The sequence below is a fragment of the Bradyrhizobium sp. P5_C12 genome (assembly GCF_054049735.1).
This window is the reverse complement of record NZ_JBFULU010000019.1, coordinates 21,931-40,016: the sequence shown is the minus strand read 5'-3', so window position 1 is coordinate 40,016 and position 18,086 is coordinate 21,931. Positions and strand designations below refer to the sequence as shown.

At 64.8% G+C, this 18,086-nt stretch carries 15 protein-coding genes; 11 read left to right on the top strand and 4 right to left on the bottom strand.

The annotated features are described in order from the left end of the window. Positions 1–272 precede the first annotated feature (272 nt). Complete coding sequence (locus tag ACXJMY_RS18585) at positions 273–644, top strand: DUF2794 domain-containing protein (protein WP_456620788.1); 372 nt, start codon at positions 273–275, stop codon at positions 642–644. Between the two features lie 228 nt (positions 645–872). Here the strand turns inward: ACXJMY_RS18585 and ACXJMY_RS18580 are convergent, their stop codons facing one another. The 4 genes from ACXJMY_RS18580 to ACXJMY_RS18565 form a co-directional block, all read right to left on the bottom strand. After that, positions 873–1,403: an N-acetyltransferase family protein gene (locus ACXJMY_RS18580; protein WP_456620787.1), complete on the bottom strand. Its 531-nt coding sequence runs from the start codon at positions 1,401–1,403 to the stop codon at positions 873–875. Positions 1,404–1,720: 317 nt separating this feature from the next. Then, on the bottom strand, positions 1,721–2,512 hold the full coding sequence (locus ACXJMY_RS18575; protein ID WP_014490629.1) for a Bax inhibitor-1/YccA family protein: 792 nt from the start codon (positions 2,510–2,512) through the stop codon (positions 1,721–1,723). Between the two features lie 269 nt (positions 2,513–2,781). After that, on the bottom strand, positions 2,782–5,352 hold the full coding sequence (locus tag ACXJMY_RS18570) for an ABC transporter permease (RefSeq protein WP_456620786.1): 2,571 nt from the start codon (positions 5,350–5,352) through the stop codon (positions 2,782–2,784). Then, the gene (locus ACXJMY_RS18565; RefSeq protein WP_456620785.1) at positions 5,349–6,071 is read right to left on the bottom strand and encodes an ABC transporter ATP-binding protein; all 723 of its coding nucleotides are present in this window, start codon (positions 6,069–6,071) and stop codon (positions 5,349–5,351) included. Before ACXJMY_RS18565 ends, ACXJMY_RS18570 begins: the two co-directional genes overlap by 4 nt. Positions 6,072–6,126: 55 nt before the next feature. Here ACXJMY_RS18565 and ACXJMY_RS18560 point away from each other — a divergent pair, with 55 nt between their 5' ends. The 10 genes from ACXJMY_RS18560 to odhB all read left to right on the top strand — a co-directional run bounded on the left by ACXJMY_RS18560 (position 6,127) and on the right by odhB (position 18,033). Beyond that, positions 6,127–6,771 carry an arylesterase gene (locus tag ACXJMY_RS18560; RefSeq protein WP_456620878.1) on the top strand — a complete coding sequence of 215 codons (645 nt, stop codon included), beginning with the start codon at positions 6,127–6,129 and terminating at the stop codon, positions 6,769–6,771. A 171-nt stretch (positions 6,772–6,942) separates the two neighbouring features. Continuing rightward, positions 6,943–7,479, top strand: coding sequence for an RNA 2',3'-cyclic phosphodiesterase (gene thpR / locus ACXJMY_RS18555; protein ID WP_456620784.1), 537 nt, complete (start codon positions 6,943–6,945; stop codon positions 7,477–7,479). Positions 7,480–7,694: 215 nt separating this feature from the next. Beyond that, positions 7,695–8,882, top strand: coding sequence for a cell division protein ZapE (gene zapE / locus ACXJMY_RS18550; RefSeq protein ID WP_456620783.1), 1,188 nt, complete (start codon positions 7,695–7,697; stop codon positions 8,880–8,882). 243 nt (positions 8,883–9,125) lie between these two features. Further along, on the top strand, positions 9,126–10,094 hold the full coding sequence (mdh, locus tag ACXJMY_RS18545; protein WP_008145224.1) for a malate dehydrogenase: 969 nt from the start codon (positions 9,126–9,128) through the stop codon (positions 10,092–10,094). 219 nt (positions 10,095–10,313) lie between these two features. Beyond that, positions 10,314–11,510 carry an ADP-forming succinate--CoA ligase subunit beta gene (gene sucC / locus ACXJMY_RS18540; RefSeq protein ID WP_456620782.1) on the top strand — a complete coding sequence of 399 codons (1,197 nt, stop codon included), beginning with the start codon at positions 10,314–10,316 and terminating at the stop codon, positions 11,508–11,510. A 4-nt stretch (positions 11,511–11,514) separates the two neighbouring features. Continuing rightward, complete coding sequence (locus tag ACXJMY_RS18535; RefSeq protein WP_456620781.1) at positions 11,515–11,994, top strand: DUF1579 family protein; 480 nt, start codon at positions 11,515–11,517, stop codon at positions 11,992–11,994. A 3-nt stretch (positions 11,995–11,997) separates the two neighbouring features. After that, positions 11,998–12,624, top strand: coding sequence for a hypothetical protein (locus ACXJMY_RS18530; protein WP_456620780.1), 627 nt, complete (start codon positions 11,998–12,000; stop codon positions 12,622–12,624). Positions 12,625–12,647: 23 nt separating this feature from the next. Next, a complete protein-coding gene (sucD, locus tag ACXJMY_RS18525) occupies positions 12,648–13,532 on the top strand; it encodes a succinate--CoA ligase subunit alpha (protein WP_456620779.1) in 885 nt (294 codons plus the stop codon). A gap of 136 nt (positions 13,533–13,668) precedes the next feature. Continuing rightward, the gene (locus ACXJMY_RS18520) at positions 13,669–16,626 is read left to right on the top strand and encodes a 2-oxoglutarate dehydrogenase E1 component (protein ID WP_456620778.1); all 2,958 of its coding nucleotides are present in this window, start codon (positions 13,669–13,671) and stop codon (positions 16,624–16,626) included. Between the two features lie 162 nt (positions 16,627–16,788). Then, positions 16,789–18,033 carry a 2-oxoglutarate dehydrogenase complex dihydrolipoyllysine-residue succinyltransferase gene (odhB, locus tag ACXJMY_RS18515; protein ID WP_456620777.1) on the top strand — a complete coding sequence of 415 codons (1,245 nt, stop codon included), beginning with the start codon at positions 16,789–16,791 and terminating at the stop codon, positions 18,031–18,033. Positions 18,034–18,086 lie beyond the last annotated feature (53 nt).

Below are 18,086 nucleotides of genomic sequence, written 5' to 3'. Positions count from 1 at the left end.
ACCGGGTCAACGCACACAGGTCTTTTCGCAGTGCAGGGCGGCAGTCGCTAGGCGGAAAAGCGGCGATACTATGATTCCTGCTAACGATCCCGTGACGGTTTGCCGCTGAGAAGTTCCACCGTTGCGTGTGCGCTGGTTCGCTCCGGACTGGCAGGTTTCGCCTGGAACCTCTTGCAGTAGGGAACGGTTGGCGCGATCATGCAACTGTCATGATCCGCCGCCCGGGGACGGTTTCGCGGATGCGATCATGCTGATGCGACAGGAGGCGCTCGATGAGTCTGACGTCGGAGGATGCCGATCCGAGCGAGCAGCGCGCAGTTGCGCGCCCCACCGCTGCGAACGCCCAACCTGGCCGGGTGACGTTCAATCGGCTCGAACTGCACCGCATCCTCAATCTTTACGGCCGCATGGTCGCCGACGGCGAGTGGCGCGACTATGCCATCGACTTCCTCAGAGACCGCGCCGTGTTCTCGGTCTTTCGCCGCGCCTCCGAGGTTCCGATCTATCGCATCGAGAAAGACCCGCGGCTCGCGCGCAAGCAGGGCATGTACAGCGTGATCTCTGCGACCGGCCTGATCCTGCGCCGCGGCCACGAGCTGGAGCGCGTGCTCTTGGTGATCGACCGCAAGCTGGCGGTGGTTTAGCCGCACGAACAGCGCCGTAGGGTGGGCAAAGGCGCAACGCGCCATGCCCACATACTTCCGCAATTGTCGCAGCATGGTGGGCACGCTACGCTTTGCCCACCCTACAAGCTGGCGGTGGTGTAGCCGTAATCCCGTAGCCCGGATGGAGCGAAGCGCAATCCGGGGCCGCTGCGGCCGCGGACAAACTTGTCCCGGATTGCGCTGCGCTCCATCCGGGCTACGAAAGCCCTACTTCCCCGGCACTGTGCTCGCGCCTTCGCCGAGCTCGCGCTGCATCATCACCGTGTCGAGCCAGCGGCCGAATTTCAGCCCGACGCTGGGATGCGTGCCGATCATCCTGAAGCCGCCCTTGGTATGCACGCCGATCGAGCCGGCATTGGCGGAATCGCCGATGACCGCGATCATCTGGCGGAAGCCGCGCGCCTCGCATTCGGTGACCAGCCGTTGCAGCAGCAGAAACCCGATGCCGCGGCGGTGGAAGGAGGGGTCGAGATAGATCGAGTTCTCGACCGTGAAGCGATAGGCCGGCCGTGGCCGGTAGGCGCCGGCATAGGCATAGCCGGCGACGCGTCCGTCGAGCATGGCGACGAAATAGGGATAGCCGCCGTCGACCAGCGCACGGTAGCGGCGCGTCATTTCGCTGAGGTCGGGCGGCGCCAGCTCAAACGTCGCGGTGCCCTCGCGGACGGCCTGCTTGTATATGGCGGTGATGGCGGAAAGGTCGGCCTCGGTGGCGGGCCTGATTTCAGGTTCGGACATGGGGACAAGATTAGAGCCTTCCCGGGACCGCTGGAAGAGGCAACGGTGTTGCCCCACCCGTCATTGCGAGCGTAGCGAAGCAATCCAGAAATGCATCCGCGGAGGGACTCTGGATTGCTTCGCGGCGCTCGCAATGACGGGGAGGGACAGCCCTTGTAGCCCGGATGGAGCGCAGCGAAATCCGGGGCAGGTGTATCCGCTGATGCGACGTTCCCGGATTGCGCTTCGCTCCATCCGGGCTACGGGAGCGGTGCTCCTGCCCAAACAAAAACCCCGGCCTTCCGGCCGGGGCTGATGTCGTCCACTCTGGCTATCGCTTAGTCGCGCTGGCCGAGGAGCTGCAGCAGCAGCGTGAACAGGTTGATGAAGTTCAGGTACAGCGACAGCGCACCGGTGATCGCCGCACGTTCGGCGATGTCACCGCCGGCCGAGGCGTAGCCGTAGATGTAGTCGTTCTTCAGCCGCTGGGTGTCCCAGGCGGTGAGGCCGGCGAACACCAGCACACCGACCACGGACACGATGAACTGCAGCATCGTGCTGGCCAGGAACAGGTTGACCAGGCTCGCGATGATGATGCCGATCAGGCCCATGAACAGGAACGAGCCCATCCCGGTCAGGTCACGCTTGGTGGTGTAGCCGTAGAGGCTCAGCGCACCGAAGGTGGCCGCCGTGATGAAGAACACCCGCACGATCGAGGTGTGCGTGAACACCAGGAAGATCGACGACAGCGAGATGCCCATCAGCGCCGCAAACACCCAGAACAGGATCTGGGCGGTCGAGGGGGCGAGACGGTTGATGCCTGCCGAAATCACGAACACCATGGCGAGCGGCGCCAGCATGAACAGCCATTTCAGCGGGCTCACGAACATCGCGTAGCCGAACGGCGTCAGGAACAGCTTGCCGACGCGGACGGCTTCCGGGGTCGGAACGTCGGTCACGGCGGCCATGTAGACGCCGAGCGCGGCAAGGCCGGTGATGGCCAGGCCAATGCTCATGTAATTGTAGATGCGCAGCATATAGGCGCGCAGGCCGGCATCGACCGTCGCGGCGTCGACACGCCCGGCGGCCCTGCCGAAAGGAGAAGCGTAGTTACGGTCTAGGTCCGACATGGTCGAATTCCCGTTGGTTGGCCGGTCCGGCATGAGGGTCGCCATGCCACCGGTTCGTCAAATTCTATCTCGGATACCGATGTCTGCCGACTAAATTTTGGCTCACAATCGGGGCTCCGAACCCATCCGATATGTGGGAAACTAACACATTCGCTGCAACCGTCCACGCGCGGCCGAATGTCGCCCTTACCAGCAATCCGGCCGAGTAGACGTGGTTAACCGCAGGAATCGTGCGATTTCGCTACCGCACGGCGACCCGCTACCATTTGTCACAAATTCCGCAACACCGTGGCGGGCTTTTTGTTCAACGCCAGCAGCGTGCCGGCGAGCCCGAGCCCGACGGTGACGACGAGGGCGGCCGCGACCACGCCGGCCGCGCTTCCGGCCTGCCAGACGAAAGTGAGCGTCATCACCCGCGTCACGATCATCCAGGCCGCGATGCTGCCGGCAATCACGCCGAACACCGCGGTGGCCAGGCCGATCAGGAGGTATTCGAGGGCGTAGGCGCCGAGCAGCCGCAGCCGGGTCGCGCCCAGCGTCTTCAGGATCACCGCATCATAGACCCTGTGGCGGTGGCCGGCGGCGAGCGCCCCGCCCAGCACCAGGATCGCCGAGATCAGGGTCACCGCGCTGGCGCCGCGGATCGCCAGCGCGAGATTGGTCACGACCGAGCCGACCGTCTCCATCACCTCGCGCACGCGCACGCTGGTCACCATCGGATAGGCGTCCGCCACCTGCTTGATGATCTTGCCGTCGCCGGCCGCGTCGCCGCCGGCTTCCGTCAGCGTCGCGATGTGGGTGTGCGGGGCGCCCTTGAACGCGTTCGGCGAGAACACCAGGACGAAATTGATGCCGAGCCCCTGCCAGTCGATGTTGCGCAGATTGCTGATCTTCGCCGGGATGTCGCGGCCGAGCACGTTGACCACGACCTCGTCGCCGATCTTGAGGCCGAGCCCGTCGGCGATCTTCTTCTCCATCGAGACCAGCGGCGGGCCGGAATAGTCGACGCCCCACCACTCGCCCTCGATGACCTTGGAGCCTTTCGGCAGCTCGCCGGTATAGGTCAGGCCGCGGTCGCTTTGCAGCACCCATTCGGAATCGGTCGAAGGCTTCAGATCTTCGGCGCGGACGCCGCGCGCCGCGACGATGCGTCCGCGCAGCATCGGCACGTCCTCGACCTTCGCGTCGGGCACGATTCCGCGCAGATAGCGGTCGAACTGCGCCGCCTGCGTGCTCGGGATGTCGATGAAGTAGAAGGATGGCGCGCGCTCGGGCAGCGCCGCCAAAAACTGCCGGCGCAGATTGCCGTCGATCTGGGTGATGGTGACGAGCACCGCGAGACCCAATCCCAGCGACAGCACGACGGAGGGCGTCAGCGCGCCCGGCCGGTGGATATTGGCGATCGCGAGCCGCAGCATCGGCAGCCTGGTGCGCGGCAGCCGGCGCGCGATCGCCATCAGCAGGGCGGCAACGCCGCGCAACAGCGCGAACACGACGACGGAGGAGAGCACGAACACCGCGGCGATGCGCTTGTCGAACGACAGGCCGATCACGACGGCGACGAGCAGGGCGACGACGACGCCCATGAAGGCGAGATAGCGCCAGCGCGGCCGGTGCCATTCATTGCTGATGGTGTCGCGGAACAGCGCCGCGACCGGCACGTCGTGCACCCGCCCGAGCGGCCACAGGCCGAAGGCGAGCGCGGTCAAAAGGCCATAGACGAAGGACAGCGCGAGCTCGTCGGCATGTACGGCCGGCACCACCGGCAGCGGCAGCAGCTTCCCGAACAGGCCGACGATGGCGAAAGGCATTGCGGCGCCGAGCGCCAGCCCGATCACCGATCCGATCGCGGCAAGCAGGAGAACCTGCGCGAGATAGATGCCGAACACGTCGCGCCCGGTGGCGCCGACGGCCTTCAGGGCCGCGATCACCTCGAGCTTGCGGTCGATGTGGCTCTTCACCGCATTGGCGACGCCGACGCCGCCGACCAGCAGGGCGGCGAGGCCGACCAGCGTCAGAAACTGCGTGAATCGGTTGATATTGCGTTCGAGCTGCGGCGAGGCATTGGAGCGGCTGCGGACCTCCCAGCCGGCCTGCGGCGCGGCGCTGCGCGCATCGGCGATGAACGCGTCGGTGGCGCGGTCGCTGTTGGCGGCGTCCGGCAGCTTCACCCGGTAGACCCAGCGCACCAGGCTGCCGGGCTGGATCAGGCCGGTGGCGTGCAAGCCCGCCTCGCTGATCAGGAAGCGCGGGCCGAAGCCGATGCCGCCGGCGAGCTTGTCGGGCTCGGCTTCGACGGTGCTGCGGATCTGGAAGGTCGCAGCTCCGATGGTGACGCGGTCGCCGGTCTTCAGCGAGAGTCGCGCCAGCAGCGTCGGATCGGCGGCGGCGCCGAATGCGCCGTCGCGCTCCGCGAGCAGATCGGACAGCGGCAGCGGTGGCGCCAGCGTCAATTGTCCCAGCATCGGGTAGCTGCCGTCGACCGCCTTCATCTCCACCAGCGCCAGCTTGCCCTCGGCCGAGCGCGCCATGCCGCGCAGGGTGGCCGCGATCGAGACGGTGCCGCGCGAGCGCAGGAAGGCGACTTCCTCCGGCTTGGCCTCGCGTTGGAACAGCACGAACGAGACATCGCCGCCGAGCAGCGTGCGGCCCTCGCGCGCGAGACCATCGCTGAGGCTCGCCGAGACCGAGCCGACGCCGGCGATCGCCATCACGCCGAGCGCGATGCAGGAAATGAAGACGTAGAAGCCGCGCAGGCCGCCGCGCAATTCGCGCAGCGCGTAGCGCAATGACAGGGCGACGCCATTGGGGCGCACGAACGGTTCGGCGGCGGCGCTCATGCTTGCGTCGTCTGGGTGTCGATGCGGCCCGAACGCAGGCGGATCACGCGATCGCAGCGATGCGCGAGCGAGGCATCGTGGGTGACCAGCACCAGCGTCATGCCGCGCTCGGCATGCTTGCCGAACAGCAGATCGACGATTTGCTTGCCGGTCGCCTCGTCGAGATTGCCGGTCGGCTCGTCGGCGACGAGGATGGCGGGATCGGGCGCCAGCGCGCGGGCGAGCGCGACGCGCTGCTGCTCGCCGCCGGAGAGCTGGGTCGGATAGTGATGCAGGCGGTCGCCGAGCCCGACCGATTGCAGCTCCTGTGCCGCGCGTTTTGCCGCATCGGGATTGCCGGCGAGTTCGAGCGGGACGGCGACGTTCTCGAGCGCCGTCATGGTCGGGATCAGGTGGAAGGACTGGAAGACGATGCCGACCTGGCGGCCGCGGAAGCGGGCGAGCGCGTCCTCGTCGAGGGCATTGAAAGGCGTGCCGTTGACCACCACCTCTCCGCTATCAGGACGCTCCAACCCCGCCATCACCATCAGCAGCGTGGATTTGCCCGAGCCTGACGGGCCAATCAGGCCGATCGTCTCGCTACGGCCCACCCGCAGGCTGATATCCTTGAGGATGTGAACGCGTGCCGCGCCGGTACCCAGTGAGAGATTGACGTTGGAGATGGCGATGGTGTCCGGCGTGGTGCCGGYGAGCGAAGAGGATTCGATGCGACTGTCCATGGTCCGGTCATATGGCAACTCCGCACACGCGGTCGAGAGGCGTTACGGATTGTTCATGCACATAGCCGTGTTGATGCTCGCTTTGATGACGGTCGCAAATACGGCCTCGGCCCAGACCCAACCTGCGGCGAAACCGATCAAGCTCGTCGTCCTCGGCGATTCCCTGAGCGCCGGCCTCGGCCTTCCGGGCCAGGAGGCATTTCCCGCCAAACTCCAAAAATCCTTGCAGGACAAAGGCATAGATGTCGCCATGATCAATGCCGGGGTGTCGGGTGACACCACCTCCGGGGGGCGCGACCGGCTCGACTGGTCGGTGCCGGAGGGAACCGAGGGCGTGATCGTCGAGCTCGGCGCCAACGACGCGCTGCGCGGCATCGATCCGGACCTGGCGCGGGCCGCGCTGACCGACATCGTCCAGCGGCTGCAGGCGCGCAAGATCGCGGTGATGCTCTGCGGCATGCTGGCGCCGCCGAATTACGGCGCCGAATACGCCGCGCGCTTCAATTCGATTTATCCGGATCTGGCGAAAAAATTCGACGTGCCGCTCTATCCGTTCTTCCTCGACGGTGTCGCGGCCGACGCCAAGCTCAACCAGGCCGACGGCATTCATCCGACCGCGGCCGGCGTCGACATCATCGTCCACAACATCATGCCTACGGTGGAGGCATTCCTGCGCACCATAAGCGAGCAACGTCGTTGAAATGCAGGCAGCGCTAACCCTAATCCCCGGGGTTTTCCCGGAGTGGCCCGCGCCAAGCTTGCAGAGTCATACAACTGCGATAGGAATCAGGGTACCGGTGATTCGTCGCCGGCTCTAATTTGGATAGGGTCCTGCTCAGGGGCCGTACCCAAGCATCGGGAGTGCTGAACGATGCCGCGTTTGTTCACTGGTCTGGAAATCCCGGCCGAGGTCGGCCAGACGCTTTCCAACTTGAGGGGCGGCCTTCCCGGCGCCCGCTGGATCGATCCCGAAAATTATCACGTCACCCTGCGCTTCATCGGCGACATCGACGGCATCTCCGCCAACGAGATCGCCTCGATGCTGTTTCGCGTCAACCGCAAGCCGTTCGAGGTGAAGGTGCAGGGGCTGATGAGTTTCGGTGGACGCAAGCCGCGCGCGGTGGTCGCCACCATCGCGCCGAGCAAGCCGCTGATCGAATTGCAGGCCGAGCTCGAACGGATGATGCAGCGGATCGGCCTCGACCCCGAGGGGCGCAAGTTCATTCCGCATGTCACGCTGGCGCGGTTGCACGACGCCTCCGACCAGGACGTCGCCGACTACCTCTCGCTGCGCGGCTACTTCCCGAGCAAGGCATTCATGGCCGAGCGCTTCGTGCTGTTCTCGTCGCGCGCCTCGACCGGCGGCGGCCCGTATGTGGTCGAGGACGCCTACGAGCTCTGTGCGTGATTTCTTACCTCTCCCCGCTTGCGGGGAGAGGTCGAAATTCAAGCGCAGCTTGAATTTCGGGTGAGGGGGTACAGGTCTCTCAACGATCTCGAGCGCGGAGAGAGGCCCCTCTCCCCTCCCTTTCACCGTAAGAACGGGGAGAGGGAGAAAAACCGCATACCCCCCGCACCAATTCACGGCTTGCAATTTGCCTCCGTCTCTGGCGGTAAAGGGCCATGCTCTCGACCCCCAGTTCCTCATTCCGCGAGGCGTATCAGGCCCAGATCGCGTCCGGCGCGATCGAGCCCGATCCCGCGCAAGCCGAGGTTGCCGAGGCCTATGCGGCGCTCGACCAGCAGCTTGCGAATTACAAGCCGCAGCGCAAGCAGGGCCTGCTCAGCCGCCTGTTCAGCGGCAGCGACAAGGACGACGCGCCGCACGGGCTCTACATCCATGGCGAGGTCGGCCGCGGCAAGACCATGCTGATGGACCTGTTCTTCCAGTACTCCTCCGTCGAGCACAAGCGGCGCGCGCATTTCCACGAATTCATGGCCGAGGCGCATGAGCGCATCTACGATTATCGCCAGGGCATCGCGCGCGGCGAGATCGCCGATGGCGACGTCATCGCGCTGACCGCGAACGCGATCTTCGAGGAGAGCTGGCTGCTCTGCTTCGACGAATTCCACGTCACCGACATCGCGGACGCGATGATCCTCGGCCGCCTGTTCGCAAAGCTGTTTGAATTGGGCACCGTGGTGGTCGCGACCTCCAACGTCGCGCCCGACGATCTCTACAAGGGCGGCCTGAACCGTTCGCTGTTCCTGCCCTTCATCAAGCAGATCACCGACCACATGGACGTGCTGCGGCTGGATGCGCGCACCGATTTCCGGCTGGAAAAACTCCAGGGCGTGCCGATGTGGCTGACGCCGGCGGACACTGACGCGGACACCGCGCTCGACCGCGCCTGGTCGAAGATGACCGGCGGCGCCAAATGCAAGTCGCGCGATATTTCGATCAAGGGCCGCATCCTGCACGTGCCGTGCTCGGCCCATGGCGTGGCGCGGTTTGCGTTCGCCGATCTCTGCGAGAAGCCGCTCGGGGCATCCGACTACCTCAGGCTGGCGCACGACTACCACACTGTCCTGGTCGACCATATTCCAGTGATGGATTTCTCTCAGCGCAACGCCGCCAAGCGTTTCATCACGCTGATCGATACGCTCTATGACAATGCCGTGAAGCTGATGGCCTCGGCCGATGCCAATCCGATTTCGCTCTACCTCGCCGACGAGGGCAACGAGGCCAACGAATTCAAGCGGACGGCGTCGCGCCTGATCGAGATGAGCTCGGAATCCTATCTGGCGCTGCCTCACGGCCGCAAGGATTCCACCGCCAGCGGCTCGACCAAGGGCCTGGTGGAGACTTAAGTCCTATGCGGTCGTCATTCCGGGGCGCGCGTCAGCGCGAACCCGGAATCTCGCGCTACCAACCTCGAGATTMCGGGTTCGCSCGCGCAATGGCGCGGACGCCCCGGAATGACGGCTTGGGGTTGCTGGCCGGATTCTCGGCAAGCCCGACAATTGGGCATCCGGCGACTTGAACGGGGGAAGCGAAAGGGATAACCACCCTGTCAGTTTTCCCCTCCTTACGTGTCTAAAGGACAGGTTCACATGGCGCGCGACAAGATTGCTTTGATTGGCTCCGGTCAGATCGGCGGAACGCTGGCTCATCTCATCGGCCTGAAAGAACTGGGCGACGTGGTGATGTTCGACATCGCCGAGGGGGTGCCGCAGGGCAAGGCGCTCGACATCGCGCAGTCCTCGCCGGTCGACGGTTTTGACGCGCACTACACCGGCGCCAACTCCTACGAGGCGCTCGACAACGCAAAGGTCTGCATCGTCACTGCCGGCGTGCCGCGCAAGCCCGGCATGAGCCGCGACGACCTCCTCTCCATCAACCTCAAGGTCATGGAGCAGGTCGGTGCCGGCATCAAGAAGTACGCCCCCGACGCGTTCGTCATCTGCATCACCAACCCGCTCGACGCCATGGTCTGGGCGCTCCAGAAGGCCTCGGGCCTGCCGCACAAGAAGGTCGTCGGCATGGCCGGCGTGCTCGACTCGGCGCGCTTCCGCTACTTCCTGGCCGACGAGTTCAACGTCTCGGTCGAGGACGTCACCGCCTTCGTGCTCGGCGGCCATGGCGACACCATGGTGCCGCTGGTGAAGTACTCCACCGTCGCCGGCATCCCGCTGCCCGACCTCGTCAAGATGGGTTGGACCTCGCAGGCGCGCCTCGACGAGATCGTCGACCGCACCCGCAACGGCGGCGCCGAGATCGTCAACCTGCTCAAGACCGGCTCGGCCTTCTACGCCCCGGCCGCTTCCGCGATCGCGATGGCCGAGAGCTATCTGCGCGACAAGAAGCGCGTGCTGCCCTCGGCCGCCTACCTCAACGGCGAATACGGCGTGAAGGACATGTATGTCGGCGTGCCCGTCGTGATCGGCTCCAAGGGTGTCGAGCGCGTCGTCGAGATCGAGCTGGCCGGCAAAGACCGCGAGGCCTTCGACAAGTCGGTCGGCGCCGTGCAGGGCCTAGTCGACGCCTGCAAGAAGATCGCGCCCGACCTGCTCGGCCGCTAAGCGCAACATTCCCGCCGAAGATCGAAACCCGGTCTTCGGCGGTTTCATTTCCGGGGCCCGGCTGCAACTCTTGTTGAAGGCTTGGCGGGTTCCGGGTCCGCAAGTCCAGAGATCGATGTCAAAGAATCCGGGTTGCAGTTCCTGTGGTATATGGTATGCCAGCCACAAGACTGAGGTGGGCCTACGAGGTCACCGCCCGCGGATTCAGGGAGCGACCATATGAATATCCATGAATATCAGGCCAAAGCGCTGCTGAACGAGTTCGGCGTGCCGATCTCCAAGGGCGTTCCGGTCCTGAAGGCCGCCGACGCGGACGCTGCGGCCAAGGCGCTGCCGGGCCCAGTCTGGGTGGTGAAGAGCCAGATCCACGCCGGCGGCCGCGGCAAGGGCAAGTTCAAGGAAGCCTCGGCCGGCGACAAGGGCGGCGTCCGCATCGCCAAGTCGGCCGCGGAGGTCACCGAATTCGCCAAGCAGATGCTCGGCGCTACGCTCGTGACGATCCAGACCGGCCCCGCCGGCAAGCAGGTCAACCGCCTCTACATCGAGGACGGCTCCGACATCGACAAGGAGTTCTATCTCTCGATCCTGGTCGACCGCGAGACCTCCCGCGTCTCGTTCGTGGTGTCGACCGAGGGCGGTGTCAACATCGAGGACGTCGCGCACAACAACCCTGAGAAGATCGTCACCTTCTCGGTCGATCCTGCCACCGGCATCATGGGCCATCACGGCCGCACCGTCGCCAACGCGCTGAAACTGTCGGGAGACCTCGCCAAGCAGGCCGAGAAGCTCACCGCGCAGCTGTTCGCGGCCTTCGTCGCCAAGGACATGTCGATGCTGGAGATCAACCCGCTGGTCGTGACCAAGCAGGGCCAGCTCCGCGTGCTCGACGCCAAGGTCTCGTTCGACGACAATGCGCTGTTCCGTCATCCCGAGGTGCTGGCGCTGCGCGACGAGACCGAGGAAGACGCCAAGGAAATCGAGGCGTCGAAATACGACCTCAACTACGTCACGCTCGACGGCAATATCGGCTGCATGGTCAACGGCGCCGGTCTCGCCATGGCGACGATGGACATCATCAAGCTCTACGGCATGGCGCCGGCGAACTTCCTCGACGTCGGCGGCAGCGCCAGCAAGGAAAAGGTCGCCGCCGCCTTCAAGATCATCACCGCGGATCCCAACGTGAAGGGCATCCTGGTCAACATCTTCGGTGGTATCATGAAGTGCGACGTGATCGCCGAAGGCGTCACGGCCGCGGTGCGTGAAGTGGGCCTCAGCGTGCCGCTGGTGGTCCGCCTCGAAGGCACCAATGTCGAACTGGGCAAGAAGATCATCCGTGAATCCGGCCTGAACGTGGTGCCGGCCGACAATCTCGACGACGCCGCGCAGAAGATCGTGAAGGCCGTCAAGGGAGGCTAAGGCCATGACCCAAGACCATCTCGCAGCATCATCTCCACTTGCAGAGCACGCGCGCCTCGCCGCGTTCGCCGGCGAATGGAATGGCGAAGAGGTGGTCTTCCCGTCGCGCTGGAATGCCGGCGGGCCGGCCACCTCGCACACCGTCGCGCGCATGGATCTCAACGGGTTCTACCTGATCCAGGACTCGGTGCAGATGCGCGACGGCAAGCAGATCTTCGCCACCCACGGCATCTTCACCTACGACCGCGAGGACCGGACCTACAAATTGTTCTGGTACGACTCGCTCGGATACACGCCGCCCTCGCCCGCCTCCGGCGGGTGGGTCGGCAAGACCCTGACGCTGGTGCGCGGCTCGCTGCGCGGCAATGCGCGCCACGTCTACGAGATCATCGACGACAATTCCTACGCGTTGAAGATCCAGTTCTCGCCGGACGCGGAAGGCTGGGCTGACGTGCTCACCGGCGTCTATCGTCGGGTGCATTGAGCCGTGAACGAAAGCTTGTCCGTCGATATGCGCTTCGCGGTCGCCTTCATGTCGGCGCAGATTCTGGCGTCGGGAGCCTCTGCCGAAACGCTGTCGGACAAAATGGTCGCGACCCTTGAAAGCGTCTGTGTGGCGCCGGCGTCCTCCGAAGCAATGATGGCTGCCGGCGAAAAAATGGCCGCCGCAGAAAACTGGAAGTTGCTTCGGTCGGGACCAGCGCCGATGCCGATCATGCACAACGAGAATGGTCCGAAGATGTCCTTCGAAAGTGTCTGGGATCTCGATGGCGGCGCATCCTTGTATATCTCGATTGTGCGGCCTGAGCAGGTCGGACTCAGATACGACATTTGCGCCATTCAGCCGGCCGCTCGCGTCAACAGCGAAGAACTGGCTGGCGCGGTCGCTCGCCAGTTCGGATCGACGCTCACGAAGGACACGTCGGGAAGGTACAAGAACCAAGAAGGCTGGTTCTTCACCCAAGAGAAGGCGCGAGGAAACTGCGGAAAACAGGTCACCTTTTCCGGCGGTTCAGGCCAACCTGAAGCTCTCTTCTTCACGAACTTTGCATACCCCAACGACGGCCAATGGGACGTGATGGCTAAACACACCACGCGCTGTCCAATTCAATAACTCGTTCTGAAAGCGGAAAACTCATGTCCATCCTGATCGACAAGAATACCAAGGTCATCTGCCAGGGCTTTACCGGCAAGAACGGCACCTTCCACTCGGAGGCCGCGCTTGCCTACGGCACCAAGATGGTCGGCGGCACTTCGCCGGGCAAAGGCGGCTCGACGCATCTGGGCCTGCCGGTGTTCGACACGGTGCGCGAGGCGCGTGAGAAGACCGGTGCCGATGCGTCGGTGATCTACGTGCCGCCGCCGGGTGCGGCCGATGCGATCTGCGAGGCCATCGACGCCGAGATCCCGCTGATCGTCTGCATCACCGAAGGCATTCCTGTCATCGACATGGTCCGCGTGAAGCGCTCGCTGGCCGGTTCCAAGTCGCGCCTGATCGGGCCGAACTGCCCGGGCGTCATGACCGCGGGCGAGTGCAAGATCGGCATCATGCCCGCCAACATCTTCAAGACCGGCAGCGTCGGCATCGTCTCCCGCTCCGGCACGCTGACCTATGAGGCCGTGTTCCAGACCTCGCAGGAAGGCCTCGGCCAGACCACCGCGGTCGGCATCGGCGGCGACCCGGTCAAGGGCACCGAGTTCATCGACGTGCTGGAAATGCTGCTTGGCGACCCCAAGACCGAATCGATCATCATGATCGGCGAGATCGGCGGCTCCGCCGAGGAGGACGCCGCCCAGTTCCTCAAGGACGAGGCCAAGCGCGGCCGCAAGAAGCCGATGGTCGGTTTCATCGCCGGTGTCACCGCTCCTCCCGGCCGCCGCATGGGCCATGCCGGCGCGATCATCTCGGGCGGCAAGGGCGACGCCGGCTCCAAGACCGACGCGATGAAATCGGCTGGGATTACAGTGTCGCCGTCTCCCGCCCGCCTCGGCCACACGCTTGCCGAAAAGTTGAAAGGCTAATTCACTTCTTCGTACTTTTCCGGGCGAAGTTTCGCAGCAAATAGGATAAATGGTGCCTGTCGCGCTGAGCCCTGCCGGGGAGCTCAGCGCCAGCGCCGTTTGTTATGCGCGAACCGAAATCGCCAGGAACTCAAGTATGTCTCGCCAAGACGCGAACGCAGCCTTTGCCCTCTCCTCCTTTTTGCAGGGCACCAACGCCACCTACATCGACGAAATCTACGCCCGCTACGAGAAGGACCCGTCCTCGGTCGACGCCGAGTGGCAGGAGTTCTTCAAGAGCCTGAAGGACCAGCCGGACGACGTCCGCAAGAACGCCCAGGGCCCGTCTTGGGAGCGTACCAACTGGCCACTGACCCCGCAGGACGACCTGACCTCCGCCCTCGACGGCAACTGGGCGGAAGTCGAGAAGGCGGTCGGCAGCAAGATCGCCGCCAAGGTGCAGGCCAAGGGGGGCGATATCTCCTCCGCCGACGTGCTCCAGGCGACGCGCGACTCGGTCCGCGCGCTGATGCTGATCCGCTCCTACCGCATGCGCGGTCACTTCCACGCCAAGCTCGATCCGCTCGGCATCGAAGCGCCGCGCAATCGCGAAGAGCTTGACCCGCGCACCTACGGCTTCAGCGAAACCGATTTCGACCGCAAGATCTTCCTCGATCACGTGCTGGGCCTCGAATACGCTACGCTGCGCGAGATCACGGCGATCTGCGAGCGCACCTACTGCCAGACGCTCGGCGTCGAGTTCATGCACATCAGCAACGCCGCGCAGAAGGCCTGGATCCAGGAGCGCATCGAAGGGCTGGACAAGGAGATCTCGTTCACCCGCGAAGGTCGCCGTGCCATCCTGATGAAGCTGGTCGAAGCCGAAGGCTTCGAGAAATTCTGCGACACCAAGTTCACCGGCACCAAGCGCTTCGGTCTCGACGGCGGCGAATCGCTGATCCCCGCGCTCGAGCAGATCATCAAGCGCGGCGGCAATCTCGGTGTGAAGGAAGTCGTGGTCGGCATGCCGCATCGCGGCCGCCTCAACGTGCTGACCCAGGTGATGGGCAAGGCGCATCGCGCCCTGTTCCACGAGTTCAAGGGCGGCTCGGCCAACCCCGATGCGGTCGAAGGCTCGGGCGACGTCAAGTACCACCTCGGCGCGTCCTCGGACCGCGAGTTCGACGGCAACCGCATCCATCTGTCGTTGACCGCGAACCCCTCGCATCTCGAGATCGTCGATCCCGTGGTGCTCGGCAAGGTCCGCGCCAAGCAGGACCAGCATGGCGATCCGCCGGACCAGCGCATCTCGGTGATGCCGCTTTTGATGCATGGCGACGCCGCGTTCGCCGGCCAGGGCGTGGTCGCTGAGTGCTTCGGCCTGTCGGACCTGAAGGGCTACCGCACTGGCGGCTCCGTGCACTTCATCGTCAACAACCAGATCGGCTTCACCACCTATCCGCGTTACTCGCGCTCCTCGCCCTATCCGTCGGATGTGGCCAAGATGATCGACGCGCCGATCTTCCACGTGAACGGCGACGATCCGGAAGCCGTGGTGTTCGCGGCCAAGGTCGCGACGGAGTTCCGGCAGAAGTTCCACAAGCCGGTCGTGATCGACATGTGGTGCTATCGTCGCTACGGCCACAACGAGGGCGATGAGCCCGCGTTCACCCAGCCCGTGATGTACAAGCGGATCGCGGCCCATCCCTCGACCCTCACTCTTTACTCCAAGCGCCTGATCGCCGAAGGCGTGGTCACCGAGGGTGAGGTCGACAAGCTGAAGGCCGACTGGCGCTCGCGGCTCGATGCCGAGTTCGAAGCCGGCACCTCCTACAAGCCCAACAAAGCCGACTGGCTCGACGGCAAGTGGTCCGGCTTCAAGATCGCCGACCAGGAAGAGGATGCGCGGCGCGGCGTCACCGGCGTCGACACTGCGGTTCTGAAGGACATTGGCCGCAAGATCACCAAGGTGCCGGACGGTTTCCGCGTCCACCGCACCATCCAGCGTTTCCTCGACAACCGCGCCAAGGCGATCGACACCGGTGTCGGCATCGATTGGGCGACCGGCGAGGCACTGGCGTTCTGCACGCTGCTCAACGAGAACCACCATGTCCGCCTGTCGGGCCAGGATTCCGAACGCGGCACCTTCTCGCAGCGCCACTCGGTTCTGATCGACCAGGAAGACGAGAGCCGCTACACGCCGTTCAACCATCTCGGCCACGAGCAGGGTCATTACGAGGTCATCAACTCGCTGCTGTCGGAAGAAGCCGTGCTCGGCTTCGAATACGGCTATTCGCTCGCGGAGCCGAACACGCTGACGCTGTGGGAAGCCCAGTTCGGCGACTTCGCCAACGGTGCGCAGGTCGTGTTCGACCAGTTCATCTCCTCGGGCGAGCGCAAATGGCTGCGCATGTCCGGCCTCGTCTGCCTGTTGCCGCACGGCTATGAGGGCCAGGGACCGGAGCACTCCTCTGCGCGTCTCGAGCGCTACTTGCAGATGTGCGCCGAAGACAACATGCAGGTGGTCTACCCGACCACGCCGGCGAACTACTTCCACGTGCTGCGGCGCCAGCTCCATCGCGAGATCCGCAAGCCGCTGATCGTGATGACGCCGAAGTCGCTGCTGCGTCACAAGCGGGCGGTGTCGCGTCTGGAGGAACTCGCCAGGGATACGACCTTCCACCGCATCCTCTATGATGACGCCCAGATGCAGCCGAGCGAGGCCATCAAGCTTGTTCCGGACGACAAGATCCGCCGTATCGTGCTCTGCTCGGGCAAGGTCTATTACGACCTCTACGAGGAGCGCGAGAAGCGCGGCATCGACGACATCTATCTGATGCGCGTCGAGCAGCTCTATCCGGTGCCGCTGAAGGCGCTGGTGGCCGAGCTGTCGCGCTTCAAGAAGGCCGAAGTGATCTGGTGCCAGGAAGAGCCGCGCAACATGGGTGCGTGGCACTTCATCGAGCCCTATCTGGAATGGGTCCTCAACCAGGTGAACGGTGCGAGCCGGCGTCCGCGTTATGTCGGCCGCGCCGCTTCCGCCGCGACTGCCACTGGTCTGATGTCCAAGCATCAGGCGCAGCTGAAGGCGTTCCTGGACGAAGCACTGAGCTAAGAGGTTTTTAAGACGTCGTCATGCCCCGCGAAGGCGGGGCATCCAGTATTCCGCGCCGCCCGTCGTCATCGCGACCGTCACGGCGTACTGGATCGCCCGCCTTCGCGGGCGATGACACCTGAAAATTCATGACCGCACCGGCGATCCCTTARGGAAAAGACCATGACTGAAATTCGTGTGCCGACGCTCGGCGAATCCGTCACCGAGGCCACCATCGGCCGCTGGTTCAAGAAGGCCGGCGATCCCGTCGCCGTCGACGAGCCCTTGGTGGAGCTCGAGACCGACAAGGTCACCATCGAAGTCCCGGCGCCCTCGGCCGGCACGCTGAGCGAGATCATCGCTGCCGATGGCGCGACCGTTGCGGTCGGCGCGCTGCTCGGCCAGATCACCGACGGTGCCGGCGCCGCCAGGCCGGCCGCCGCCCCCGCGAAGCCCGCCGCTGCCGCTGCGCCCGTCGCCGCTGCTGCTGCCGCGCCGGCTCCGGCCGCGAAGGCGCCGCCGGCCGACGCGCCGCTCGCGCCGTCCGTGCGCAAGCTTTCCGCCGAGACCGGCATCGACGCCTCGACCGTTCCGGGCTCCGGCAAGGACGGCCGCGTCACCAAGGGCGACATGCTCGCCGCGATCGAGCGCGCCGCTTCCGCGCCGACCCCGGTCAACCAGCCGGCCGCCGCCGTCCAGGTCCGCGCGCCGTCGCCGGCCGATGACGCCGCCCGCGAGGAGCGCGTCAAGATGACCCGGCTGCGCCAGACCATCGCGCGCCGCCTCAAGGACGTCCAGAACACGGCTGCGATGCTCACGACCTTCAACGAGGTCGACATGACCAACGTCATGGCGCTGCGCGCGCACTACAAGGACGCGTTCGAGAAGAAGCACGGCTCGAAGCTCGGCTTCATGGGCTTCTTCACCAAGGCCGTCGTGCAGGCGCTGAAGGACATCCCGGCCGTCAACGCCGAGATCGACGGTACCGACCTGATCTACAAGAACTATTACCACATCGGCGTCGCCGTCGGCACCGACAAGGGCCTCGTCGTGCCTGTCGTGCGCGACTGCGACCACAAGTCGATCGCCGACATCGAAAAGGGCATCGCCGATTTCGGTCGCCGCGCCCGCGACGGCCAGCTCAAGATCGACGAGATGCAGGGCGGCACCTTCACCATCACCAATGGCGGCATCTACGGCTCGCTGATGTCGACCCCGATCCTGAACGCGCCGCAGTCCGGCATCCTCGGCATGCACAAGATCCAGGAGCGGCCGATGGCGATCGGCGGCAAGATCGAGGTCCGTCCGATGATGTATCTGGCGCTGTCCTACGATCACCGCGTCATCGATGGCAAGGAAGCCGTCACCTTCCTGGTCCGCGTCAAGGAGAGCCTGGAAGATCCGGCGCGGCTGGTGCTGGACCTCTGATTTCTGATGCCTTGAAAGCGCCGTCGCCTGTATGGGCGACGGCGTTTGTCGAA

Excerpts from the sequence above, each read along its gene's own strand:
- sucD (WP_456620779.1), top strand. The coding sequence starts at position 12,648 with ATGTCCATCCTGATCGACAAGAATACCAAGGTCATCTGCCAGGGCTTT.
- ACXJMY_RS18570 (WP_456620786.1), bottom strand. The coding sequence starts at position 5,352 with ATGAGCGCCGCCGCCGAACCGTTCGTGCGCCCCAATGGCGTCGCCCTG.
- ACXJMY_RS18585 (WP_456620788.1), top strand. The coding sequence starts at position 273 with ATGAGTCTGACGTCGGAGGATGCCGATCCGAGCGAGCAGCGCGCAGTT.
- ACXJMY_RS18560 (WP_456620878.1), top strand. The coding sequence starts at position 6,127 with ATGCACATAGCCGTGTTGATGCTCGCTTTGATGACGGTCGCAAATACG.
- zapE (WP_456620783.1), top strand. The coding sequence starts at position 7,695 with ATGCTCTCGACCCCCAGTTCCTCATTCCGCGAGGCGTATCAGGCCCAG.
- ACXJMY_RS18575 (WP_014490629.1), bottom strand. The coding sequence starts at position 2,512 with ATGTCGGACCTAGACCGTAACTACGCTTCTCCTTTCGGCAGGGCCGCC.
- sucC (WP_456620782.1), top strand. The coding sequence starts at position 10,314 with ATGAATATCCATGAATATCAGGCCAAAGCGCTGCTGAACGAGTTCGGC.
- ACXJMY_RS18520 (WP_456620778.1), top strand. The coding sequence starts at position 13,669 with ATGTCTCGCCAAGACGCGAACGCAGCCTTTGCCCTCTCCTCCTTTTTG.
- thpR (WP_456620784.1), top strand. The coding sequence starts at position 6,943 with ATGCCGCGTTTGTTCACTGGTCTGGAAATCCCGGCCGAGGTCGGCCAG.
- ACXJMY_RS18535 (WP_456620781.1), top strand. The coding sequence starts at position 11,515 with ATGACCCAAGACCATCTCGCAGCATCATCTCCACTTGCAGAGCACGCG.
- ACXJMY_RS18580 (WP_456620787.1), bottom strand. The coding sequence starts at position 1,403 with ATGTCCGAACCTGAAATCAGGCCCGCCACCGAGGCCGACCTTTCCGCC.
- odhB (WP_456620777.1), top strand. The coding sequence starts at position 16,789 with ATGACTGAAATTCGTGTGCCGACGCTCGGCGAATCCGTCACCGAGGCC.
- mdh (WP_008145224.1), top strand. The coding sequence starts at position 9,126 with ATGGCGCGCGACAAGATTGCTTTGATTGGCTCCGGTCAGATCGGCGGA.